This is a genomic window from Pseudomonas sp. AU12215 (assembly GCF_001675465.2).
Classification (GTDB): Bacteria; Pseudomonadota; Gammaproteobacteria; order Pseudomonadales; family Pseudomonadaceae; genus Pseudomonas; species Pseudomonas nitroreducens.
Genome location: NZ_MACM02000187.1, coordinates 1 through 22,376 on the forward strand (window position 1 = coordinate 1; position 22,376 = coordinate 22,376).

A 22,376-nucleotide genomic window follows, 5' to 3' on the forward strand; every position below is an offset into this window, starting at 1 on the left:
AACGCTACGTCTCGCACCTGCCGGCGGCGGGGGAGATCGTCCTGTTCGACCGCAGCTGGTACAACCGCGCCGGGGTCGAGCGGGTAATGGGCTTCTGTACCGACGGCCAGTACGAGGAGTTCTTCCGCAGCGTGCCCGAGTTCGAGCGCATGCTGGTGCGGTCCGGCATCCAGGTCATCAAGTACTGGTTTTCCATTTCCGACGAGGAACAGCACTACCGTTTCCTCAGCCGAATCCATGATCCGCTCAAGCAATGGAAGCTCAGCCCCATGGACCTGGAATCGCGCCGCCGCTGGGAGTCCTACACCAAGGCGAAGGAAATCATGCTCGAGCGCACCCACATCCCCGAGGCGCCCTGGTGGATCGTGCAGGCCGATGACAAGAAGCGCGCACGACTGAACTGCATCAGCCACCTGTTGAGCCAGATTCCCTACCAGGAAGTGCACCTGCCCGCTGTCAGCCTGCCCGAGCGGCAGCGCCACGAAGGCTACCGCCGGCATCCCACGCCGCAGGAGTTGCAGGTGCCGGAAGTCTACTGACCGGCCGCGGGCGCTTTCGCAGGATGGCGGGGAGTCGCGCCACCGGCGCGATTCGCACTCGGGGATCAATCACGCCAGGCTGCGCACCGTGCAGCGGCCGTCCGCGATGGCGTCGCAGAGGAAGTACGGCATCCATTCCTCCCAGTGCCCCTTGGCCACTGACGATTCGTAACGGCACAGCAGCGTGCCTTCGGCTTCGAACAGGCCCCAGGGCTGCAGCTCGCCGTCCTTCAGCTGGCTCGGCACCTTGATGCCCTGGTAGCTGACGTTGCAGCCCACATGGAAGGCTTCCATCCGCCAGCGCACCGGCTCGTGCGCGGGGAAGGGCTGCGCCTCCAGGAAGCCGAACAGTTCGTCATGGTTCAGCAGGCTCTGGCGGATGGTCGGCCACAGGCTGCGGCGCAGGAAGTACTGGTCGGCGAAGCGCGGATGCGCCTTCTCATCCTTCAGGTACTGGGCGATGAGCTCGCGGATGCCCGGCAGGTTCGGGTTGTGACAGCCAGCCCACATGCCCGCCAGCAGCAGTTCGGTGTGGCTGAAGTAATCGCGCATGTGGTGATACCAGTAGCCACTCCGCAGCCACGCCTCAACGGCCGCCCGGTCGCGTTCGGAGAGCAGCGAGTCGGCATCGCGCACCTGGAAGCGCGAGACTTCGCGGTCCTCCATCACCAGGAAGCGCCACATCGTCGGCGGGATCGAAGCGCGTGTCGCCGCGTCCACCAGCACCACCTGCGCCCCGGCTTTCGCCAGGCGATCCAGCACCGTCGGCGGCACCGTGTCGTCCACGTAGAAGCGGCAGCGCCATTGCGGGAACAGCTCGCGTGCGGCTTCCACGTTCTTCAGCGCGCTCTCGCAATAGCGGGGGCGGGCGCCGAACAGCGAAAACACGATCAGGTTGCGTTCCGGGGTTGAGCCGTCAAACGGCGGGGGCGGCGCATCGGGCAGGGGATAGGCGGGGAGCTGGCCGTACTTGCGATCCGCCACGCTGAGCGACAGGTTGCCGTAGCGGCGCACCAGGTCTTCCCGCTTCAGCCAGCCGCAAACCTCCGTCAGCCCGTCCAGCGCGGTGTCCGGCATCCTCTCTTCGCCCAGCGTATTCAGCAGCTTGAGGTAGGTCTTGTAGGCCTGTTCGTAGTCTTTGGTGCGCATCAGGCACAGGGCGTAGTCCGTCAGCAGCGTCGGATTGTTCGGCGAGAGCTGCAGCGCCTGACGCGCCACGTCGCGGCCCTGGCGGTAATTGCCTGCCGCCAGGGCGGCGCGGAAGGTGGCGGCCAGCTTTTGGAACTTCTTCTCGACGGCAGACATGCAGAAACTCTCCAGGGCAGGAGGGCGGCGGGTATTTCTGCCCGGAATGAGCAAGCTCGCGCGCCCTCGATTGCATGGAGCGCAAGGCTAGGGAGCGGGGGGAGCGGGCTCTATCGGATATTTCCTGCCCGCGGCGGCGATAAGTACGAAGTCTCCTCCGCGCCGCCGCTGTCTCCCGGCTAGCGGTGATATCGGCCCGCCACTATTCTTTGCCGGCAGGAAAGCCATCGGGCCCTGAAGCCTTGTCAGCGGGTGATCGAATGAATCGAATCGGACTGGCGAGCCTGCTCGCCATGCTTGTCAGCGCAGCGGGCCTTGCCGGCGAGTTCGCCAGAACGGACAAGGGCTGCCTGGTTCAGGACTGGAACGCCCAGCGCTCCAATCCCAGCTACATCTGGTCCGGCCAGTGCGTGGGCGGTTTCGCCGACGGCAAGGGCATCCTCCTGTCGCTGGTGGACGGCCAGGTGTTCTCCACCACCGAGGGCACCCTGCGCAAGGGCAGTTTCAACGGCCCCGCGGTGATCCAGTGGGCCAAGGGCGACCGCTACGAAGGCGAGTTGCAGAACGGCACGCTCAGCGGCCACGGCACCTATCGCTACCCGAATGGCACCACCGCCAGCGGCGTGTTCAGCAACAGCCAGTTGGTGCAGGCCGATGCCCCGGCTGCGCCGGCCGGTGGCAGCCAGAGCGCCGGTGGCGCAGCGGTTTCCGGCGAAGTCGGCTCCGTCGACCTCACCGGCGGCTGCCAGGCAGCGCAGCAGAAAGGCCAGGCCTACATGGAACGGCTTGGCCAGCAAGCCAACAACCAGGACCTTGGCATTTGCGGCTCCGCCAGGGCGATGCACAAGATCGGCGAGATGACCGTGCGCGTCGCCGAGCTCTGCCATGAAATACCCACCTGGACGCAACTGCGCGACGAAGGCCAGCGCATCATCCGTGAAAGCCAGGAAACCATGGACGGCTCCTGCGGCTGAGGTCGCCATGTACTTAGGATGGATTGGAGTGCTGCTCTATCCATCGCCGTTGCGACTGCTGTTCCGATGATTCGCCGGAAGGTTCGTTCCTGCCGGAACCGGCCGGGCAATTGGCCTCTTCTGGAAGGGCTGCGCAGCTCTCCCCATTCCTGGCTGCGGAAGGGAAAGGGTTGATCGTGCAGGTCCGGACGGACGCCGGTTCCTTGCTTGCGAACCCACTCGGCGCCCCATTGAAAAAGCCGTCCCGAGGACGGCTTTTTCGTCACTGCGCCAACCGGCCGCAATCAGTGCCAGAACAGCGCGATCAGGATGATGATCGGGATTGGAACGCCGAGGAAATACAGAAGGATCGAGCGCATGGTGTGCCTCCGGTCAGTGGGCAGGACGGGACTGCGTGGAATGCAGCGTGCGGGTATTGGTCAGCAGCACCACCGCATCGCGGCGACGGCCACCGTGGATGGCCAGGAAGCTGGCGAAGAAGGCGCCGCAGAGCAGGGCCACGAACATCCACAACGCCGAGGCGGCGGCCACCTTGCGCGCGGTATCGGCCGCTTGCTGTGCTTTCAGCTTGGCCTGCTGGGCCGCAGCGAATACCTGGTCGATGCGCTGCTCGGCTTCCGCCTGGCTGATCTCGGTACGCTGCGAAACCACGCGGGCGAGATAGCTGCGATCGTCCGCGCTCAACTGCCCGTCGGCCAGGCCGCGCAGGAAGATGCGCGTGGCGATGGCATGGGCAGCGTCGTCACTGACGGCCACCGGGCGGTTATCGCGGAACAGCATGTCGATGAAGTACGCCGAGCCGTCGTCCGTACCACTGGCGCTGGTGTTCGAACTCGCGGTAGCGGCGGTGGTGGTTGCCGCAGAAGCCCCGGCCTGCAGGCCACCGCCGACGATATTGCTGACCGAGCCCACCACCAGCGTCGCGGTTACCAGCGTCGCCACGGCCCAGGCGAGGAAGCCGTGCGCGGTGTCGCGGAAATACACCTCGTCGTCATGCAGCGTTGCCCAGCGCGCGCGCAGGCGCCCGGCGATGTAGCCACCCAGGCCCGAGGCGAGGATCTGCGTCAGCATCAGCCAGACGATGGTGGAAACGCCTATCTGCTTGAGCGTCGCGCCATCGCCCGGCCAGGGCGACACCGCGGAAAAGCCCAGGCCGAAGCCCAGGATGATCAGGATCAGGGACAGCGCCGCCGCCCCGGCGGCTCCGGCGAATACCGCCGCCCAGGACACCCCCGAATGGTCGGTGGTATCCACGGCAGTGGTGGCGTAGGCATCGGTCGTTGTAATCATTGCTGACTGCTCCGTGAAAGAGAGGTGGAAGCCTCCGTCTTTCCGCTGCAGCGGCTATGCCAGGTGTAACAAAATAATATTTCTAGTCTAATCAATGGCTTGGAAAATTTCGGCGGCCGATGGCCATGCAGATTGCAGGATCGGGCCCGCGCAGCGCCGCAGATTGCATGCTCGGGGAACGGCTGGCTTATAGTTCCTGCTACCCCAGCCAACGTACCTGACAGAGCAGGGCGCCCATGACCCTCGAACCCACCACCCTGCTATGGGGCGCTCCCGTGCTGATGCTGCTGGGCGGCTACCTGCTGACCCGCTGTATCGGCCGGTTGCGCCGCATCATCTTCCCGGCCGTGCGCCAGCGCTGGGCCGACGCCACGCGCCCGCAAACGGTCGCCTTGCCCCGCGCCGGGCGCTACGTCATCAACATCGTCTTCCCGGCCTTCACCGTGGTCACCGGCACCGCCTATTTCTCCGCCGACTTCGCCATCACCGCCCGCGCCTCCGGCCAGCCCGTGCCGTACCAGCGCTATAGCCGTTTCAACCTGTTCAGCGTGCGGCGCAGCGACATGGGCGGCAACTCCAGCAACCCACTGGGCGAGTTCAGCTGCAGCGAACCCGGCGATTACCAGGTCACCTGCCTGACCCCGGAACACATCCGCCCCGGCTTCCAGTTGGAAGTCTCGCCCCATGTCTCGCCGGCTACCTTCGTCCCGCTGATCCTCGGCACCATCCTTTCGGCCGCGATGACCATCGGCGGATTGGTCTTCACCGTCCTCAAGCTGACCGGCCGGCTCTGATTTTTGTGGGACGCCTCAGCAGGGAGGGCGAGGCTGATGCTGCGCCGCGCCCTGCGCCATCACGGCAGATCCCATTCCATCCGCAGCCCGATTTCCCGACGAAAATCGTCCAGCGCGGCGATGAACTGGTCGCGGTCGAACACTGCCGGTGGAATGTCGTAATACTCGGGAATGGGAGTGGGGTGGGTAATACACTCGCGCAACAAGCCGAAGCGCTCCCAGCGAACATGTTGCTCGTCTGCCACCTGTTCGACAGCGATCACCGCGCAGCTCAGGTCCAGGTCATCGGAGCACACCAGCAAAGGCACGACCGTCCTCCAGCCCGGTGCCACGGAATACGATCAATCCCAGATCAGCGCTGAATCGGTATCGCTGTAGAGGCCTGCATGAGCGCAGACCAAGTCGAGTTCTGCGCTTGCATCGTGTTGCGGCAACCAGACTTCCAGCGGCAGCCCGTCAATGCTCAGGGCTGGGTAAAAGTCCATGCTGTAGCGCGACTTGTACAGTTTGCAGGAGAGTCGATTCATTCGGTGCCCCAGGCCAGGGGCTTAGGCTTTTCCAACTCGAAGCGCCCGTCGCCGTGGCGCCTGATGCTCAGCCAGAGATCTTTTTCCGGTTCGAATCGCTGCAGCGCGATGGGTGACTCCTTCCAAGTGTCGAACTCGCCGTAGACCTCCTGCCGCCAATCGAAGTCCGGATTCCAAGACAGCGTGTAGGACGCTGTGCTGTTCCCCGCGGCAATATGGATCGAGAAGACCTCCAGCGGCGAACCCCGGCAGGTGGCTGACTCCAGTAATTGCCAGAGTTCCGGCTCGCCAGGGCGGACCGTCTCCCAGGTAAATGCGATGACCGCGTCGATATCGTCCCACGCGGCTTGGGCCAGTGGTCGGACCGCCCGCAAATAAGACTCCGACGCTTCACCAGTAGGGTGCGCGACGTAGATCAGTCGCTGGCCGAACTGAAACTCGCACTGGCTGACTTCACCACAGGAGTTCCAGAATCCCAGCATCTGCGATGCAATCAGCTCGATACGCATGCCCGCTACTCTTTCGGATGCTCGTGCCAGGCCGCGGCAGTTCGCAGCATGGTTCGCGCGTTGGCATAGTCGACGGCATATTGCGGCTTGCGGGTGAAGGCCAGTGCACTCTTAGTGAATACCAGCAGGGGCTCGTTGCTACCGCGCTCAAGCTCCAGGCGGGCATTGATCGCGGTGAACTCCGGGCGGGCACTTAGCTTCTCGCGGCTCTGGATACGCTGCTCCAGCGGCAGTTCGCTCCAGGCGATGAAAGTCAGCACCGGCTCCAGCCCGGCCGGAAAAGTATCGCGCTCCAGGCGTTTGCCGAAGGTCAGGTACTTGGGCCCCAGGTCATCGGTGAAGTCCATCCACTGATCGCTATCGGCGATGCGCACCGGCAACATGTACGGCGAGTAAGCATCACGCTGGCGCATGCCGGCTTCTTCATCGAATCGCGAATACTGGATATCAGTCTTGTAGAGTTCGAAGAAGCGCAGGGTCGCATACTTGTCGAAAGCATTGACATTGTGCAGGGATTGATCCCAACTGCAGGCGGAAAGCGTAAGGGCGATGGCGAGCGGTAGGATGCCGAAAAGTTTGCGCATAAGTATCCCTGAGGCACTGATTCATCCTTGCGCCGCGCGACATCCGCGCCCGCAGCCCCTTAGTGAGGGGCGCGACATGGTAGCTAACTGACAGCCTTGAGCCAATTGCCTCTCCAGCTGCACCCATGCTTGAGCTTCCTAGCTCTGCAACCGCTTCGCCCAGCCTCGCCAGCCGCTGCGCCCGGCAATCAGCGAGCACCCGCCGAGCGCCTGAGCTCACCCAGAAAGCATCCTGCCAATCCCGCTCTCGCATTCAGTTATCTCGCTAGGTTCTGCGCTGTTCAACATATTGCAGAGTTTCTATCGTGCGCCTCATTGTTTCCCCAACATTTCTGCCAACCTGCTGCTAATCAATTAACTCTCCAGCGTGGATCGAGCGTTTGTCCACGACGGTGGCGGTCGATATGAAAATTTTTAGAATAAGCAGTTAGCGCACTCAACTAATCGGAAGCTTGGTTAGCCAAAGTGTCTTTCGCGGTGGCAGTTTGGGCAAAGTGCAATGGCGTTCTGTACCGTATCCTCTCCGTTCTGAGCGAGTGGAGTTCGGTGATGTACTTCTAGATAGGGCGAGTTGTTCGATTTGCGTATGAAGGGTGCAGGTTTCTTGCAGCCTTCGCATTTCCCTTTCGCTCGCGCCAAGACTTCGGCTACTACATCGGGATTACGGTTGAACACCACCGTAGGAACTATCTTTCTACTTGGCTTCTTGGGAGCTTTAGCGAGGCGGGATCTTCGCTGTTCGCTGGTATCCTGCAGTGCTCGTTGCACTGATCGCTGGAAAAGGTCCAGCAGGACCTCTGCTTCATTCTGTGAACCTTGCCGATACTCCGCATACATCACCAGAGCTCGGCGATACATGTCCTTCCCGCGTGTATTCAGCGGCAGGATTTCCTCAGTTGGATCGAACCTCTGGCAAGTGTCGGCGAATGCTGCGCTGGTCTTGATATCGCCCAGCGAGAAGTCGCCATTATTGAAATGCGCAGTCATCCCTTGTAGGCGCCCGTCGATGGCACCGGTGTAGTGTTTGATGGTCTTGGGGCTTTTGCCTTGGGCAATCAACCAATCGTGAAACGTCATCTATCGCCAACTTTTTTGCCGCTGAATTTCAGTTACTGCGTCTCTTGTGAGTTGGACGGGACTATTCCCCGCCCACTCCATTGCGCTGATGCCGATAAACACTCACCGCCTCATAAACCGCCTTCCGCAACCGGTTGATCCCGCCAATTGGCTGGTGCTCCGGCAGGGCATGCCACGGGTTGTAGGAGATGTTGTCGCAGGCGAGGTTCTGCTCGCGGCTGTCGAAGTCCTGGGGCGGGATGCTGACGGTGGCGACGGTCTGGAAGGGAGCGTCGGATTCGCTCCATTCGACGCTGGTGTCTTCGATGGGCATGTATTTGCTCGGGTCCTGTTTCTGCACTTGCAGGGCGAAGCAGGCGGGGACGCGGTCGACCGAGAGTTGCTGGTACATGGCGGTGCGCAGGAAGTTGGGCAGTTTTTCGTTGAGCTTGGGCAACTGGTAGGCCGGGCAGCCTTCGGCCTGCGGGATGACGCGGAACTTGATGTTGTTCGCCTCGCCCAGCTTGTACGGCGCGATGCCGTTGTAGCCGGTTTCGAAGGGGCTGTCGGGCGCGGGGGCGAGGGTCTGCAGGGCGATGACCAGGTGGCGGATTTCCCAGGTGCTGGGCTTCCAGCTGGGGAAGAAGGCGGCGACCTTCTGGCCGCTGGCTTGCGCGGCGAAGTTCTGTCGGTATTCGGCGACGTCGCGGACGAAGAACACCGGGTGGTTGAACATGACGAAGTCCTGCTCGGTGTCGTGGCCCTTGCCGGGCATCAGCTTGGCACCGGGGACGTCGAGCAGTTTGATGGCCATGCCGCGGGCGTCGCGGGCGCTGTCGAACTGCGGGTAGGCGTTGCCGTTGGAGAAGCGGACCATGGCGTCCCACTTGTGGCCCGGTTCGGCGAACACGCCCTGGCGCAGGCCGGGAGCGATGTCGCTGGCGACCGTGACTTCGGCCTTCACGCAGCCGTGGGCCTTGGCGTGGGCGTCACGCAGCACGCGGGTGTTGTCGCGGTGCTGTTCGACGATGCGCACGGCGTCTTCGATGATGGCCTGGGTGAGCTGGGCTTCGCCCGGCGGGATTTCTTCCTGGGCGGAGACGGGGCCGGAGAATTTCCAGGCGTAGTAGAGGCTGCCGATGCCCCAGCCGAGCAGGCCGATGGCGGCGATGGCGAGCAGCAGACGGCCGAGCCATTTGCCGAGGAAGAGCCAGATTCGGGTGAGCAGGGAGCGCATGGCACGGGGTCCTTTGGTGTTTTCTTTTTTTGGAGGGGATTCCGTTCCCTGGCCCGTGCGGGCTGGCTGTGGAGCGTTTCCCTCTCCCTAGCCCTCTCCCTGAAGGGAGAGGGGATGGGGTCGGTGTTTCGGTGGTGCTTGGGAGCGGGCGGCTGGCCCTCACCCCAGCCCTCTCCCAGGGGGAGAGGGGGCGGATCGGTGTTACAGATTGCTGCGGAGCCTAGGGTTGCCTGTAGGAGCGAGCTTGCTCGCGAACCCGCTTCACTCTGGAGCGGTGGGGAGGCTGTTCGCGAGCAAGGACTAGGCGTCCCCCTCGGTCCTACAAAAAAACAAAAGACAGTTCAGCGCTGGCCGGTTATTCGCACTTCGGCCCGGGCGTCCACGCTGGGGTGGGGACGTTCGGGTCGAGCTTGCTTTCGTATTCGGCGTTGCCCAGCACCTTCAGGTATTCCACCAGCGCCCAGCGTTCTTCCGGCGACAGGGCGCGGCCGATGACGCCGTCCTGGCGGCAGCCGTCGCGGAATTCGTGGCCGCGGTTGCTGTTGCCGGTGACGCTGGTCTTGTAGAGGAAGCCGCCGGGGAAGCGCTCGGTGCGGTAGCCGGCGAACTTGGGGTCGTACTCGAAGCTGCCGACCCAGAATTGCGCGTCGCGCTCGGCCACCGGGGAGAGCATCTGGAACAGGTTGGGCACCGAGCCGTTGTGCAGGAAGGGCGGGGTGGCCCAGATGCCGTCCAGCGGGCGGGCCTTGTAGGCGCGCAGTTCCTGCACGCCGATGGGCAGGCCGTAGCCGTTCATTTCCTGCTGCTGTGGCTCGCTGATGTGCGCGTCGCGGTAGGCGCGCTGCTCGACGAAGGCGGTGACGTAGGCCAGGCCCTTGGCGGCGGAGATCTTCGACAGGTCCAGCGGCACGTCGCTCTGCGGGTAGAGGTGGACGTTCATGCCCTGCAGCTCGTCGGTCTTCAGCTTCAGCGCGCGGATGTCGAAGGTGTGGTCGGCGATGTTGTCGGCGGTGGTCGAGTCGGTGCCGATCTCTTTCGTGGACACCAGCTTCATGCGCCACTCGGGCACGCGGGCCGGGGCGATGTAGTCCTTGGCGCCGGGCTCTTTCACGTGCGGGCCGTGGCAGTAGACGCAGTTGGCCTGGAACAGGGCGCGGCCCTGGGAGGCTTTCTTCAGGTCGATCTCGCCGAAGACGTCTTTCGGCCAGGCCGGCGGCTTGAGCTGCTTGAGGGTTTCTTCGAGGGTGTAGAGGTCGCGCAGGCGCACGCTGGAGGCGTAGCGCTCATCGCCCATCACCGGCTTGCCGTCGCTTTCGAACAGGCGCAGGGTGGCGCCGACGCCAAGGGCTTCGCCGATGTTGCGCGCCATGGGCTGCATGGCCGAGCCGTTCCACTGCACCCAGTCGAATTTCCAGATGTCCCACACCTGCGGGTAGTTCACCGGGGCGTTGGCGACGCGGTAGTTGGAGGCGTCGATGCCATCGCCGAACACGCTGTTGGCGATACGGCCGAAGGCGTCGGCGCGGCCGGGGCCTTCCAGGGTCGGGTAGAGGCCGCGGTGGGTGTCGTTCCAGGCGGTGGAGACGAGGGTGCCGAGCACGTTGCGCACGTCGCGCTTGAGCGCGGCCTTGCCCTTGGGATAGCGGTCGCCCAGTACGCCCTTGGCGAAGCGGTCGAACTTCCACGGCACGTAGTAGGTGGAGGCGAGGCTGGCGCCCAGCGCCTGGCCGAACGCGCCGCCGCGCAGGGTGGGCACGGTGGAGGCGATGGAGTGCATGGCCGCGCCGCCGTCGATGCGGATGGCGGTGCCTTTGTAGCGCAGCTCGCCGGTGTGGCAGGCGGAGCAGGTGATGTCCAGGTACCAGGCGCCGGTCTCGCCGTCCTGGTGGCGGGCAAAGCCGACCGGCAGGTTGCCGGGATTCTTTGCGGTGGCGGCCAGGGTGTCGTCAGGAGCGCGGCCGATCTGCTCGGGCTCGATGAGGAAGCCGAAGCGCGCAAGGTTTTCCGGGGAGGCGAACTTGTCCTTGTTGAAAGGCTGCTCGAGGTGGGTGAACCAGTTGTAGCGCAGGCCTTTCACCTGGGTGCCCTGGGGCGTGTAGTAGTAGGTTTCGCGGTCCTGTTTGGACCACTGCTCCTCGAGGTGGATCATCTTCTGCGGCGGAGTGTATTCCGGCAGGTTGGGATGCGCGGTGTACCAGGCGATGAGGCCGCCGACGAGCAAGAGCAGCAGCAAAATCGCCAGTAGGACGCGTCCGAGAATGCGCATCGAAACTTCCTTGTTATGTGTGCGAAAAAGATTCGGACGTTTATGCCAACTGCGTGACGGATTGGCAAGGTGATGCCGCACCGAATTCAGGGTTTTTATGGCGGGTTACGGGGTGTGGCGGGGAGTTTCCGGATATACGGAGAGCGGATGTGCGGCGGCAGCCATCGTCTTTCAGGCAAGCGCCTAAGTCGCGGGGCGCAGCTCCATCAGCAGGCTCAGGCAGATCACCGCGCCGATCAGCACGCCGACCACGCTGGCGATGATCAGCGGCCAGCGCAGGCCGGGGCTGTCCTCTTCGTCATCGGGCAGGCGCGCATGGATGGCGGGCCAGAGTTCGTCCGGGGGCGGCAGTTCCGGCCAGGGTTCGTCGCTGGGCGGCGGGGAAGGGTCGCCGGCGAGCTGGTAGAGCAGGGCGATCATCCAGTCCAGCGCGGCGATTCGCGCGGGGTGATAGCGGTCAGCGTCGGTCCAGGCGTGGAGGAAGGTGTCGACCAGCAGGGCGTCTGCCTGTGTCTGATCGGCCTTCAGCTTCAGAGCCAAGGGGTAGAGGCGCGGGGCGGTGCAGCGATACAGCGTGGCGAAGGCGCGCGCGTCTCCGTCGCCGCTTTCGGCGAGCAGGTAGCTGAGGAAGTTGGCTTCGTCCGGGTCGATGACGGCCTCCGGCGGTGTCGCGGCGAGCGATGTGGCTGGAGGGTAAGGATAGATCGCGATGCTTTTTGTAGGAGCGAGCCTGCTTGCGAACCGCCCGGCAGGGGAGCTCCCAGCGAGCCCCTGTTCGCGAGCTCGCTCCTACAACTTAGGGCTACCGACGGAGCCTCCCTGTAGCAGCAACTGTCTTCTTCGGGGAAGTTCGTACCACTGAATTCCCCTCACCCCAGAATCGTAGGGCGAATAACCTGGAACAGGTTATCCGCCTGCACTTGAACGGCGGATAACGCTGGCGCGTTATGCGCCCTACAGGCCTGGGGAAGCGCCGTCAGGCCACGTCCTCGAACGGCAACCCGACATAGTTCTCGGCAATGGTCGTGCGCCCGGCCTCGGAGCCGAGGAAGTAGTCCAGCTCGGTCTCCAGCATGCGCCGGGTGAAGGCGTCGCTGTCGGGGAACTGGTGCAGCATTGAGGTCATCCACCAGGAGAAGCGCTCGGCCTTCCAGATGCGCCGCAGGGCAATCGGCGAGTACTGCGCCAGCAAGTCGGTGCGGCCGTCGGCGTAGACTTTCACCAGGATGCGATGCAGGGCGTCAACGTCACTGGCCGCCAGGTTCAGTCCCTTCGCGCCGGTGGGCGGGACGATGTGCCCGGCGTCGCCGACCAGGAACAGCCGGCCGTACTGCAGCGGCTCCACCACGAAGCTGCGCAGCGGGGCGATGCTCTTTTCCAGCGACGCCCCGGTCACCAACTGGCGCGCAACGTCTTCGGGAATACGGCGTTTGAGCTCGTCCCAGAAACGCCCGTCAGACCAATCCTCCACCTTCTCATCCAACCCTACCTGCAGGTAGTAGCGGCTACGGGTGGCGCTGCGCTGGCTGCACAGGCTGAAACCGCGCTCGCTGCTGGCGTAGATGAGTTCGTGGCTGACCGGCGGGGTGTCGCTGAGCAGGCCGAGCCAGCCGAAGGGGTATACGCGTTCGAAGACGCTCAGGCGCTCGGCGGGAATGCTGCGCCGGGCCACGCCGTGGAAGCCGTCGCAGCCGGCGATGTAGTCGCAGTCCAGGCGCACGCGTTCGCCCTGATGGGTGAACGTGACGTAGGGCTTGTCGCTGGTGACGTCGTGCAGCTCCACGTCAGTCGCTTCATACACGCTCATCGCGCCGCTGGCCGCACGGGACTGCATCAGGTCGCGGGTGACTTCGGTCTGGCCGTACACCATCACCTGCTTGCCGCCGGTGAGGGCCTTGAGGTCGATGCGCTGGCGGCGGCCGTTGAGCACCAGCTCGAAACCGTCGTGGAGCAACCCTTCGGCGTCCATCCGCGCGCCGGCTCCGGCTTCGCGCAGCAGGTCGGCGGTGCCCTGTTCGAGTACCCCGGCGCGGATGCGGCCGAGCACGTAGTCGGGGGTCTGGCGTTCGAGAATCACGGTGTCGATGCCAGCCTTGTGCAGCAACTGGCCAAGCAGGAGGCCGGCAGGGCCGGCGCCGATAATGGCGACTTGGGTCTTCATGGCGTGGCTCCTTGGAGAGCGCTGTTGTTTTTGTCTCCTGCATTTTTTGTGGATGGGATCGGTCTTTGAAGGTAATTTCCAACAGTCTTCTTGGACTTTTCATGGATTAGGGCGGTGATCGAACAACGTGCTGACAATCCGGTCCCGGTGTTCCGCCTGTATGGCGAAACGACGGTTTGGCCGACGCCGGACCTGATCCACTGCGAGTCGATCGCCTCGCGCAGTCGCCTGCATGACTGGGAAATCCGCCCGCATCGCCATGGCGACCTGGTGCAACTGCTCTACGTGCAGGCCGGTGCGGCGGAGCTGGAGGTGGAGGGGCAGCTGACGCCGATCCGCGAGGCGTCGCTGCAGGTCACGCCGGCGCTGGCGGTGCATGGTTTTCGCTTCGCCGAGGACGTGCAGGGCTGGGTGCTGAGCATGGGTCTGCCACTGGCCGAACAGCTCGGTAGCCTGCTGGAAAGCACGGTGCTGGAGCAGCCGGCGTGCTTTGCCGTGGGCGAGGGAAAGCGTCACCTGGATGCGCTGTTCGAATCCATCGACCGCGAGTACGCCGGGCAGGTGCCGGGCCGCGACCTGATGCTGCAATCGCTGCTCAACATGCTGCTGGTCTGGCTCAGCCGCCGGGCGCTGGAGCAGTCCCGCGCGGAGGCAAGCCAGCAGGATCGCGGCGTCGAGCATCTGCAGGCGTTCTCCCGCCGGCTGGAGCAGGATTTCCGGTTGCATCGGCCCATCGAACACTACGCGGCGGCGCTGGGCATCAGCGCCGCGCACCTCAATGCGCTGTGCCGGCGCCTGGCCGGGCAGTCGGCGCTGCAGATGATCCACCAGCGCCTGCTGCTGGAGGCCAAGCGCAACCTGGTGTACACAGCCATGACCATCCAGCAGGTGTCGGACAGCCTGGGCTTCTCCGAACCCGCGTATTTCTCCCGATTCTTCAAGCGTTACGCCGGGGTTTCGCCCCGCGCGTTCCGCGAGCTGCGTTGAGCCGCCATGAATATCGATTCGCGTATCAAGTTCCGCCACCTCGTGTGCTTCCTCGAAGTGGCCCGCCAGGGTAGCCTGGCCCGCGCGGCGGATGCCCTGGCCGTGAGCCAGCCGGCCATCTCGAAGACGCTCAAGGAGCTGGAGGACCTGCTTGAAGCCAGCTTGTTCGAGCGCGGCAAGAGCGGGGCCAGTCTGACGGAAGCGGGAGTAGCCTTCCTGCGCTACGCCGGCCCCTGCGTGCAGGCGCTGCGTGACGGCGTGAACAGCCTGCGCGGCGGCGAGTACGCCTCCAGCACGGTACGCCTGGGCGTGCTCTCCACTGTCGAAAGCCTGCTGATGCCGGAGACGGTGCGGCGCCTGCACGAGCGTCACCCGGCGCTGGTGGTCAGCGTGGTGACCGGGCCGAGTGCGCACCTGCTCTCGCAATTGCGTGTGGGCGAGCTGGACCTGGTGGTCGGTCGCATGACAGAAAGCCCGCAGATCCAGGGCCTCGCTTTCGAGCACCTGTACAGCGAGGCAATGACCCTGGTGGCCCGCGCCGGTCATCCGCTGCTGGGTCGCCCGCTGCCGCCCTCGGCGCTGGACGACTGGCCGCTGGTGCTGCCGCTGGCCGGCACTACCATTCGCAAGTCCGCCGACAGCCTGCTGGTGCAGAGCGGCCTCGGCCAGCCGCGCCAGAGGCTGGAAACCCTGTCCACGGTGCTCAGCCGCCGTTATGTATTGACCAGCGACGCGCTGTGGATCGCTCCGCTGGATTCGGTGCGCCTGGACCTGCGCTCCGGCGAGATGGTCGAACTGCCGCTGGATGTACAGGAGCCGGGCGGTTCGGTAGGGGTTTGCAGCAATTCGACGCTGCCGCTTTCCCTTGGCGCGCACTGGTGCCTGGAGGTACTGCGCGAGGTGGGGGAAGCTTATCGCAGCGAGACTTATCCATAACCCTATGGTTATGGATGGCGGGTATCTTTTCAATTTTCCAGGTCCGTTGGGCGGGTGACACTCTGCCGCACTGCCTGATGCAACAGGCTCCTATAAATCCAACAAGAGGAGACCGATATGTCCGACGCGGAAAACAGCCGCTTCGTCATTCGTGACCGAAACTGGCACCCCAAAGCCCTCACGCCCGACTACAAGACTTCCATCACCCGTTCCCCGCGCCAGGCGCTGGTGAGCATTCCGCAATCGGTTTCCGAAACCAGTGGCCCGGACTTCTCGCACCTGAAGATGGGCGAGCACGACAATGACCTGCTGCTCAACTTCAACAACGGTGGCCTGCCCATCGGTGAGCGCATCATCGTTTCCGGCCGGGTCATGGACCAGTACGGCAAGCCCGTGCCGCATACCCTGGTGGAGATGTGGCAGGCCAACGCCGGCGGCCGTTATCGCCACAAGAACGACCGTTATCTCGCGCCGCTGGATCCGAACTTCGGCGGCGTCGGCCGTGCGCTGACCGACCGCGAAGGACGCTACGTCTTCCGCACCATCAAGCCCGGCCCGTATCCCTGGCGCAACGGCCCGAACGACTGGCGCCCGGCGCACATCCACTTCTCCATCAGCGGCCCGTCGATCTCCACGCGGCTGATCACCCAGCTGTACTTCGAGGGCGACCCGCTGATTCCGATGTGCCCCATCGTCAGGTCCATCGCCAACCCGGATGCGGTGGAAAGCCTGATCGCGAAGCTCGACATGAGCAACGCCAACCCCATGGACTGCCTGGCCTATCGCTTCGACATCGTGCTGCGCGGCCAGCGCAAGACCCATTTCGAGAACAAGTGAGGAGGACCGACCATGCCTATCGAACTGCTGCCGGAAACCCCCTCGCAGACCGCCGGCCCCTACGTGCACATCGGCCTGGCGCTGGCCGCCGCCGGTAATCCGGCCCGTGACCAGGAAATCTGGAGCGAGATGGCCAAGTCCGGCGCGCCCGGCGAACACATCCTGCTGATCGGCCATGTGTACGACGGCAACGGCCACCTGATCCGCGATTCCTTCCTCGAGTTGTGGCAGGCGAATCATGAGGGCGTGTATGACACTGCCTTCGATCTGGAAAAGCCCTTCAATGGCTTCGGACGCACGGCAACGACCTTCGATGCTGGCGAGTGGCAGGTGCAGACCATCAAGCCCGGTGTGGTGAAAAATGCTGCCGGTGTGCCCATGGCGCCGCACATCAACGTCTCGCTGTTCGCCCGGGGTATCAATCTCCATTTGCAGACGCGCCTGTACTTCGACGACGAGGCGCAAGCGAATGCCGTGGACCCGGTCCTGAACCTGATCGAGCAGCCCGAACGTCGGCAAACCCTCATTGCAAAGCGTTGCGAGGTGGACGGGAGGCTCGCTTACCGGTTTGATATCCGCGTCCAGGGAAATGCGGAAACGGTGTTCTTTGACTTCTGATACACGACTCCATGAGACATCCGCCGAACCGGTCGCCGACCGCGTTCGGCGGCACTTCGCGGCCGCGCTCGACGAGCGCGGCTATCGCGCTGACGAAGCGCAGGTCACGGCGGTGGACCACCTCGCCACCTGGCTCGACGACTTCCTTGCCGGGCGTCACGGTTTCCTGCGCAAACCAGTCGCAGGCGTCTACCTGTGGGGCGGTGTGGGGCGCGGCAAGAGCTTCGTCATGGACCAGTTCTTCGCCGCCGCGCCGACCCAGGCCAAGCGCCGCGTGCACTTCCATGCCTTCCTGCAGGAATTGCAATCACGCATGCTGGCGATCACCGGGCAGTCCGACCCGCTGGTGCGCGTGGCCCGCGCCATCGCCGAGGAAACCAGGCTGCTGTGCTTCGACGAATTCCACGTGCACGACATCGGCGACGCCATGCTCCTGGGGCGGATGCTGAAGGTGCTGGTGGACGAAGGCGTAGGCCTGGTCTGTACGTCCAACTACGAACCGGAAAACCTCTGTCCGAACCCGCTGTACCGCGAGCGCTTCCGTCCGGCCATCGAGCTGATCGAAAAGCGCTTCGACGTGATTTCGGTGGATGCCGGGCAGGACTATCGCGAGCACAGTACGTCGCTGGAAGAGTGGGGCAGCTTCCTCTGGCCGGCGCGCGCCGATGATCTCGAACTGGTCGGTTCCCGACTGGGGCTGGCGGCGGACGCGAAGTTCGACGAGGTGCTCAGCGTCAATCACCACCCGCTGAAGGTGCATGCCCACGACGATCACTGTGCGTGGATGGATTTCAGCGAAATGTTCGAACGCCCGCGCTCAGCCAACGATTACCTGTGGCTGATCGAGCATTTCCCGCGCATGGCGGTGAGCGGTCTCGGCCCGCTGGCGGACTACCCGCCGGACGTGAGCATGCGCTTCCTCAACTTCATCGATATCGCCTACGACCGGCAGTTGAGGCTGCAATTGTTCGCCACGGTGTCGCTGGACGAGTTGGCGGCGGGCGGGGCCGCGCTGGACTTCTCGCGAACGCTGAGCCGGTTGCGGCAGTTGAAGCTGGAGCCGCTGTAGGCGGTCGCGCGGGCTGTCGAGAGTTGTTCGCGAGCAAGGACTAGGCATCCCCTTGGCCCTACGAAGAGCGCGCAGGCGTTTTCCTGAAGGAGCGAGCTTGCTCGCGAACCCAGGTTGTCCCTGGCGCGATGCGCTAGATTCGCTAAGCATGGATAACCTCTGTTCGATAATCGGCCAAATGTGTTGCGATAATCGCCCATGCGTGTCGATAATCGCCCGGCATTCGCCTGCCAGGACAACAACAATGACCGACTCCCCCCGTGCCAGCCTGCCGCCCCTTGCGCCGCCGATCATCGCTTCGCCCGCCAAGCGCATCGAGGCCTTCAGCGACCCGAACTTCATGACCTCGCTGGCCCGTGGCCTGGCGGTGATCCACGCGTTCCAGGAGCGCAAACGGCACCTGACCATCGCGCAGATCAGCCACCGCACCGAGATTCCCCGCGCTGCCGTGCGCCGCTGCCTGCACACGCTGATGAAGCTGGGCTACGTCACCTCCGACGGCCGCACCTATTCGCTGTTGCCGAAGGTGCTGACCCTGGGGCACGCCTACCTGTCCTCGACGCCGCTGGCGGTCACCGCGCAACCGATCCTCGACCGTTTGAGCGAGCAACTGCACGAAGCCTGTTCGATGGCCACGCTCGAAGGCGACGAGATTCTCTACATCGCCCGCTCGGCCACGCCGCAGCGCCTGATTTCGGTGGACCTGAGCGTCGGCAGCCGCCTGCCGGCGTACTGCACCTCCATGGGCCGCATCCTGCTCGCCGGGCTGAACGACGACGCGCTGGAGGACTACCTCGCCCACGCCGACCTGCAGGTGAAAACCAGCCGTACCGTGCACACCCCGGAAATGCTGCGCGCGAGCATCGCCGAGATCCGCCAGCAGGGCTGGGTGATCATCGACCAGGAACTGGAAGTCGGGCTGCGCTCCATCGCCGTGCCGCTGAAGGATTCCGCCGGTCAGGTGCTGGCCGCGCTGAACGTCGGCACCCACGCCGGGCGCGTGTCGCGCCAGGAGCTGGAAACGCGCTTCCTGCCGGTGCTGCTTGAGGCCAGCCGCGAGCTGGGCACGCGGCTGTTCCACTGAGTTTTCCTCAGCGTTGTTCCAGGTACGCTGGTGGTACGGCGTCCGCCAGCCAGACGCCATTGGCAGAGCGATAGAAGCGGTGGCCTTCGCGCCACATCTGGCCGCTGCGTACTACCAGGATGGTTGGCTTGCCACGACGCGAGCCGACACGATCGGCAGTCTCGCGGTCGGCGCTCAAGTGGACGTGCTGGCGGCTCATGGGCTTCAGCCCGTCACGGATGATCGCCGCCAGTGAGGCGGGAATAGTGCCGTGGTAGAGCACTTCCGGCGGCTCGCAGGCTTCCAGCTGCAGATCGATGCTGACCGAATGGCCCTGATTGGCGCGGATGCGCAGGCCGTCGTCGCTGAAGGTGAAGCGCTGCTTGTCGTTGGTGGCCACCACCTCTTCGAGCATGTCGCGGCTGAATTGACGGCCCTTGCCGGCCGACCGCTCCAGCAGTTCGTCGACGCTCACCCAGCCCTTCTGGTCCAGGGTCAGCCCAGCAGTTTCCGGGCTGTGGCGCAGGATTAGCGACAGCCATTTGCTGATCGATTTCCGTTCGTTGTCGTTCATTTCTTCCTCTGATTTTCCTTTCGGGCTGGCGCATTCTAGCCATAGCCGCAGCAGGCTCCTTAATCTCGTTCGCTAACCGCCCACTGGTGCGGTTAACGAATTGAATCGTCCTACGGCAATTCGTAATGTTTCCTACCCGTCCAGTCGGACGGGTAATAACAACAATGAGCGTCAGCCATGGCCCCTGTGTGCCTGCCCCATCCGCCGGTCCTTGCGTCCACCGGCTCGCGCCTCATTCCTGTCCAGCTTGCGGGAGTGCAGGGCGATCCAGCCGGCCTTCCCGCGACGACGCCTTCGCAGGAAGTCTTCGCATGACCAGTTCCGCCCACGTGCCCGCTGCCGGCACCCTCGACGTCCAGTCCTTCATCAACGCCCAGCCGCTGTCGCTGTACCAGTGCCGCATCGTGCTGCTGTGCTTCCTCATCGTTTTCCTCGACGGTCTGGATACCGCCGCCATGGGCTTCATCGCCCCGGCGCTGACCCAGGACTGGGGCATTGACCGCGCCAGCCTCGGTCCGGTGATGAGCGCCGCGTTGATCGGCATGGTGTTCGGCGCCCTGGGCTCCGGCCCGCTGGCCGACCGTTTCGGGCGCAAGGGCGTACTGGTGGTGGCGGTATTCCTGTTCGGACTGTTCAGCCTTCTGTCGGCCTACAGCAGCAACCTCGAACAGCTAATGGCGCTGCGCCTGCTGACCGGGATCGGCCTGGGCGCGGCGATGCCCAACGCGACCACGCTGCTTTCGGAGTACACCCCCGAGCGCCTCAAGTCGCTGCTGGTGACCAGCATGTTCTGTGGCTTCAATCTCGGCATGGCCTCGGGCGGCTTTGTCTCCGCCAAACTGATCCCGGCCTACGGCTGGCACAGCCTGCTGTTGCTCGGCGGCGTTCTGCCGCTGCTGCTGGCGGTGGTGCTGCTGGTATGGCTGCCGGAGTCGGCGCGTTTCCTGGTGGTGCGCAATCGCGGAGCAGACAAGGTCAAGCGCGTGCTGGCGCCCATCGCGCCGGCCGAGGTGGTCACGGCCCGCGAGTTCAGCGTGCCGGAACAGAAGACGGTGCAGAGCCGCAACGTGTTCAAGGTGATCTTCTCCGGCACCTACAGCGCGGGAACCCTGCTGCTGTGGTTGACCTATTTCATGGGCCTGGTGATCGTCTACCTGCTCACCAGCTGGCTGCCGACGCTGATGCGTGACGCCGGCGCGAGCATGGAGCAGGCCGCCTTCATCGGCGCGCTGTTCCAGCTCGGCGGGGTGCTCAGTTCGGTGGCGGTGGGCTGGGCCATGGACCGCTTCAATCCGCACAAGGTCATCGGCATCTTCTATTGCCTGGCGGGCGTGTTCGCCTACTTCGTCGGGCAGAGCCTGGGTACCGTCACGCTCCTGGCGACCCTGGTGCTGGCTGCCGGCATGTGCGTGAACGGCGCGCAGTCGGCCATGCCGTCTCTCGCCGCGCGCTTCTACCCGACCCAGGGACGCGCCACGGGCGTGTCCTGGATGCTCGGCATCGGCCGCTTCGGCGCGATCCTCGGCGCCTGGATCGGCGCGACCCTGCTGGGCCTGGGCTGGAACTTCGAGCAGGTGTTGACCGCGTTGATGGTGCCGGCCGCTATCGCCACGGCGGCGGTGCTGGTCAAGGGGCTGGTGAGCCACGCCGACGCTACCTGAGCAGCGAGCGGGGCAGGGATTGTGTTGCCATTCATCTCTGCCTCGCGCCGACCCTGCTGCACTTGCATAGACTGGATGCACCGCAACGCAGATTGCGGCCACTAACAACAACTGTGAGTGCCTCTATGCAAAGCCTGCTGAGCGAGCGCAGCCGTGTATTCGAGCGTGCCGATCCTTACGCGGTTTCCGGTTACGTCAACCAGCACGTGGGCACCCACGACCTGCGCCTGCCGGCGCACGGTCATCCCCAGGCCAGCCTCAACCACCGCCGCTTCGCCAGCCTCGACCTTTGCCGTATCAGCTATGGCGGCGCGGTGCGCGTCACCTCGCCGGCGTTGGAAAGCATCTTCCATCTGCAGATTCTCCTCAGCGGCCACTGCCTTTGGCGCGGCCAGCGCCAGGAGCGCTACCTGGCGCCGGGCGAGCTGCTGTTGATCAACCCGGACGATCCGGTCGACCTGACCTACTCGGACGACTGCGAGAAATTCATCCTGAAGATTCCGGTGACCCTGCTCGAAGCCATCTGTGCCGAGCAGCGCTGGAACGCACCGCGCGGTGGCGTGCGCTTCACCGAGAATCGCTACCGGCTGGGCGAACTGGAAGGCTTCGTCAACCTGTTGTCGATGGTCTGCCAGGAGTCCGAAGCTGGCGAACGTCTGGCTCGGGTGGACGAGCACTACCAGCAGATCGTCGCCAGCAAGCTGCTGACCCTGCTGAAGACCAATGTCAGCCGCGAGCCTATCGCTGGCGGCAGCGCCTCCTTCGAGCGCATCGAGGCGTACATCGAAGGCCACCTGCGCGAGGACATCGATGTCGAAGCCCTGGCGCGCCAGGCCTCCATGAGCCTGCGCTCGTTGTACGCGCTGTTCGAGCGGCAGGCCGGCACCACGCCGCGGCAGTACATCCGTCGGCTCAAGCTGGAGCGTATTCGCTCGTGCCTGGCGGACCCGGCTTGCAACGTCCGCAGCGTGACCGAACTGGCGCTGGACTATGGCTTCCTGCACCTGGGGCGGTTTGCCGAGGGGTATCGGCAGCAGTTTGGCGAGTTGCCTTCGGAAACTTTCAAGCGTCGCACCTGAGCCGTTCCTGCTGGTTAGCCTTGGTTCCAAGATTGGATTGGTGTGCCGTTTAGGCGTCCTGCGCCGCATCGGCGTGCGCTCCGACTCTTTGTTTCGCCCCCTCGGGCGAGTCACTTTGGCAAACGACGGATGGCCGCCCCGCCCAAAGTAACCAAAGGTCTTGCCCCGGACATCCGGTTTTTCGCTTAGGCGAAAAATTCCCTCGTTGAACGGGGGCGTTCGGAGTGCTCGGAAGTCGCTCTGGAAGCCCTCAAGAGCACACAGAGGCAGCCCCTGCCTGCAGGAGCGAGCTTGCTCGCGAATCCCGTGC

General features: G+C 64.3%; 22 protein-coding genes and 1 pseudogene. 11 read left to right on the plus strand and 12 right to left on the minus strand.

Going from position 1 to position 22,376, the window contains the following annotated elements:
- A pseudogene (locus A9513_RS33170) lies at positions 1–539 on the plus strand (polyphosphate kinase 2); the annotation flags it as partial.
- Between the two features lie 69 nt (positions 540–608).
- Here A9513_RS33170 and A9513_RS33175 read toward each other — a convergent pair.
- Positions 609–1,844, minus strand: a complete 1,236-nt coding sequence (locus A9513_RS33175) for a tetratricopeptide repeat protein (protein ID WP_052239067.1) — start codon at positions 1,842–1,844, stop codon at positions 609–611.
- 260 nt (positions 1,845–2,104) lie between these two features.
- Here A9513_RS33175 and A9513_RS33180 point away from each other — a divergent pair, with 260 nt between their 5' ends.
- Positions 2,105–2,818: a hypothetical protein gene (locus A9513_RS33180; RefSeq protein WP_024763330.1), complete on the plus strand. Its 714-nt coding sequence runs from the start codon at positions 2,105–2,107 to the stop codon at positions 2,816–2,818.
- Between the two features lie 372 nt (positions 2,819–3,190).
- Here A9513_RS33180 and A9513_RS33185 read toward each other — a convergent pair whose 3' ends face one another.
- Complete coding sequence (locus A9513_RS33185) at positions 3,191–4,108, minus strand: hypothetical protein (RefSeq protein ID WP_024763331.1); 918 nt, start codon at positions 4,106–4,108, stop codon at positions 3,191–3,193.
- A gap of 236 nt (positions 4,109–4,344) precedes the next feature.
- On the opposite strand from A9513_RS33185, the gene A9513_RS36360 reads away from it, so the two are divergent.
- Positions 4,345–4,902, plus strand: coding sequence for a hypothetical protein (locus A9513_RS36360; RefSeq protein ID WP_196912642.1), 558 nt, complete (start codon positions 4,345–4,347; stop codon positions 4,900–4,902).
- 59 nt (positions 4,903–4,961) lie between these two features.
- Here the strand turns inward: A9513_RS36360 and A9513_RS33195 are convergent, their stop codons facing one another.
- From A9513_RS33195 to pobA, 9 genes are all read right to left on the minus strand, one after another.
- Positions 4,962–5,210, minus strand: a complete 249-nt coding sequence (locus tag A9513_RS33195) for a hypothetical protein (protein ID WP_255302918.1) — start codon at positions 5,208–5,210, stop codon at positions 4,962–4,964.
- 33 nt (positions 5,211–5,243) lie between these two features.
- The gene (locus A9513_RS36695; protein ID WP_255302919.1) at positions 5,244–5,429 is read right to left on the minus strand and encodes a hypothetical protein; all 186 of its coding nucleotides are present in this window, start codon (positions 5,427–5,429) and stop codon (positions 5,244–5,246) included.
- Complete coding sequence (locus A9513_RS33200; protein ID WP_065086564.1) at positions 5,426–5,938, minus strand: hypothetical protein; 513 nt, start codon at positions 5,936–5,938, stop codon at positions 5,426–5,428. The genes A9513_RS36695 and A9513_RS33200 overlap by 4 nt, the downstream gene beginning before the upstream one ends.
- A 5-nt stretch (positions 5,939–5,943) precedes the next feature.
- Entirely contained in the window at positions 5,944–6,522 is a 579-nt protein-coding gene (locus A9513_RS33205; RefSeq protein WP_037011605.1) for a hypothetical protein, read from the minus strand.
- Between the two features lie 456 nt (positions 6,523–6,978).
- Positions 6,979–7,599, minus strand: coding sequence for an HNH endonuclease signature motif containing protein (locus A9513_RS35310; RefSeq protein ID WP_196912643.1), 621 nt, complete (start codon positions 7,597–7,599; stop codon positions 6,979–6,981).
- Positions 7,600–7,660: 61 nt separating this feature from the next.
- Positions 7,661–8,815 (minus strand): catalase family protein, encoded by a 1,155-nt coding sequence (locus A9513_RS33210; RefSeq protein WP_065086565.1) that lies wholly within the window; start codon positions 8,813–8,815, stop codon positions 7,661–7,663.
- Positions 8,816–9,170: 355 nt separating this feature from the next.
- Positions 9,171–11,081: a di-heme-cytochrome C peroxidase gene (locus tag A9513_RS33215; protein ID WP_065086566.1), complete on the minus strand. Its 1,911-nt coding sequence runs from the start codon at positions 11,079–11,081 to the stop codon at positions 9,171–9,173.
- Between the two features lie 183 nt (positions 11,082–11,264).
- A complete protein-coding gene (locus A9513_RS33220; RefSeq protein WP_065086567.1) occupies positions 11,265–11,621 on the minus strand; it encodes a hypothetical protein in 357 nt (118 codons plus the stop codon).
- A gap of 436 nt (positions 11,622–12,057) precedes the next feature.
- Positions 12,058–13,242, minus strand: coding sequence for a 4-hydroxybenzoate 3-monooxygenase (gene pobA, locus A9513_RS33225; RefSeq protein WP_065086568.1), 1,185 nt, complete (start codon positions 13,240–13,242; stop codon positions 12,058–12,060).
- A 105-nt stretch (positions 13,243–13,347) separates the two neighbouring features.
- Between pobA and A9513_RS33230 the strand changes: the two genes are divergently transcribed.
- From A9513_RS33230 to A9513_RS33255, 6 genes are all read left to right on the plus strand, one after another.
- Positions 13,348–14,229: a helix-turn-helix domain-containing protein gene (locus tag A9513_RS33230; protein ID WP_083196267.1), complete on the plus strand. Its 882-nt coding sequence runs from the start codon at positions 13,348–13,350 to the stop codon at positions 14,227–14,229.
- A 6-nt stretch (positions 14,230–14,235) separates the two neighbouring features.
- Positions 14,236–15,165 carry a pca operon transcription factor PcaQ gene (pcaQ, locus tag A9513_RS33235; protein ID WP_038803145.1) on the plus strand — a complete coding sequence of 310 codons (930 nt, stop codon included), beginning with the start codon at positions 14,236–14,238 and terminating at the stop codon, positions 15,163–15,165.
- Positions 15,166–15,282: 117 nt separating this feature from the next.
- On the plus strand, positions 15,283–16,002 hold the full coding sequence (gene pcaH, locus A9513_RS33240; RefSeq protein ID WP_065086569.1) for a protocatechuate 3,4-dioxygenase subunit beta: 720 nt from the start codon (positions 15,283–15,285) through the stop codon (positions 16,000–16,002).
- Between the two features lie 12 nt (positions 16,003–16,014).
- On the plus strand, positions 16,015–16,620 hold the full coding sequence (gene pcaG, locus A9513_RS33245; RefSeq protein WP_037015695.1) for a protocatechuate 3,4-dioxygenase subunit alpha: 606 nt from the start codon (positions 16,015–16,017) through the stop codon (positions 16,618–16,620).
- Positions 16,610–17,689 carry a cell division protein ZapE gene (gene zapE / locus A9513_RS33250; RefSeq protein WP_065086570.1) on the plus strand — a complete coding sequence of 360 codons (1,080 nt, stop codon included), beginning with the start codon at positions 16,610–16,612 and terminating at the stop codon, positions 17,687–17,689. Before pcaG ends, zapE begins: the two co-directional genes overlap by 11 nt.
- Positions 17,690–17,933: 244 nt before the next feature.
- Positions 17,934–18,773 carry an IclR family transcriptional regulator gene (locus A9513_RS33255; RefSeq protein ID WP_065086571.1) on the plus strand — a complete coding sequence of 280 codons (840 nt, stop codon included), beginning with the start codon at positions 17,934–17,936 and terminating at the stop codon, positions 18,771–18,773.
- Between the two features lie 7 nt (positions 18,774–18,780).
- Here A9513_RS33255 and A9513_RS33260 read toward each other — a convergent pair whose 3' ends face one another.
- Positions 18,781–19,326 carry an RNA 2'-phosphotransferase gene (locus A9513_RS33260; RefSeq protein WP_065086572.1) on the minus strand — a complete coding sequence of 182 codons (546 nt, stop codon included), beginning with the start codon at positions 19,324–19,326 and terminating at the stop codon, positions 18,781–18,783.
- Between the two features lie 311 nt (positions 19,327–19,637).
- On the opposite strand from A9513_RS33260, the gene A9513_RS33265 reads away from it, so the two are divergent.
- On the plus strand, positions 19,638–20,987 hold the full coding sequence (locus A9513_RS33265; protein WP_024763341.1) for an MFS transporter: 1,350 nt from the start codon (positions 19,638–19,640) through the stop codon (positions 20,985–20,987).
- A gap of 125 nt (positions 20,988–21,112) precedes the next feature.
- Positions 21,113–22,066 (plus strand): AraC family transcriptional regulator, encoded by a 954-nt coding sequence (locus A9513_RS33270; protein WP_024763342.1) that lies wholly within the window; start codon positions 21,113–21,115, stop codon positions 22,064–22,066.
- Positions 22,067–22,376 lie beyond the last annotated feature (310 nt).

Bases quoted from the DNA above. Each gene is read 5' to 3' on its own strand.
- A9513_RS33175 (WP_052239067.1), bottom strand. From the start codon at position 1,844: ATGTCTGCCGTCGAGAAGAAGTTCCAAAAGCTGGCCGCCACCTTCCGC.
- A9513_RS33180 (WP_024763330.1), top strand. From the start codon at position 2,105: ATGAATCGAATCGGACTGGCGAGCCTGCTCGCCATGCTTGTCAGCGCA.
- A9513_RS33185 (WP_024763331.1), bottom strand. From the start codon at position 4,108: ATGATTACAACGACCGATGCCTACGCCACCACTGCCGTGGATACCACC.
- A9513_RS36360 (WP_196912642.1), top strand. From the start codon at position 4,345: ATGACCCTCGAACCCACCACCCTGCTATGGGGCGCTCCCGTGCTGATG.
- A9513_RS36695 (WP_255302919.1), bottom strand. From the start codon at position 5,429: ATGAATCGACTCTCCTGCAAACTGTACAAGTCGCGCTACAGCATGGAC.
- A9513_RS33200 (WP_065086564.1), bottom strand. From the start codon at position 5,938: ATGCGTATCGAGCTGATTGCATCGCAGATGCTGGGATTCTGGAACTCC.
- A9513_RS33205 (WP_037011605.1), bottom strand. From the start codon at position 6,522: ATGCGCAAACTTTTCGGCATCCTACCGCTCGCCATCGCCCTTACGCTT.
- A9513_RS35310 (WP_196912643.1), bottom strand. From the start codon at position 7,599: ATGACGTTTCACGATTGGTTGATTGCCCAAGGCAAAAGCCCCAAGACC.
- A9513_RS33210 (WP_065086565.1), bottom strand. From the start codon at position 8,815: ATGCGCTCCCTGCTCACCCGAATCTGGCTCTTCCTCGGCAAATGGCTC.
- A9513_RS33215 (WP_065086566.1), bottom strand. From the start codon at position 11,081: ATGCGCATTCTCGGACGCGTCCTACTGGCGATTTTGCTGCTGCTCTTG.
- pobA (WP_065086568.1), bottom strand. From the start codon at position 13,242: ATGAAGACCCAAGTCGCCATTATCGGCGCCGGCCCTGCCGGCCTCCTG.
- pcaQ (WP_038803145.1), top strand. From the start codon at position 14,236: ATGAATATCGATTCGCGTATCAAGTTCCGCCACCTCGTGTGCTTCCTC.
- pcaH (WP_065086569.1), top strand. From the start codon at position 15,283: ATGTCCGACGCGGAAAACAGCCGCTTCGTCATTCGTGACCGAAACTGG.
- pcaG (WP_037015695.1), top strand. From the start codon at position 16,015: ATGCCTATCGAACTGCTGCCGGAAACCCCCTCGCAGACCGCCGGCCCC.
- A9513_RS33255 (WP_065086571.1), top strand. From the start codon at position 17,934: ATGACCGACTCCCCCCGTGCCAGCCTGCCGCCCCTTGCGCCGCCGATC.
- A9513_RS33260 (WP_065086572.1), bottom strand. From the start codon at position 19,326: ATGAACGACAACGAACGGAAATCGATCAGCAAATGGCTGTCGCTAATC.
- A9513_RS33265 (WP_024763341.1), top strand. From the start codon at position 19,638: ATGACCAGTTCCGCCCACGTGCCCGCTGCCGGCACCCTCGACGTCCAG.
- A9513_RS33270 (WP_024763342.1), top strand. From the start codon at position 21,113: ATGCAAAGCCTGCTGAGCGAGCGCAGCCGTGTATTCGAGCGTGCCGAT.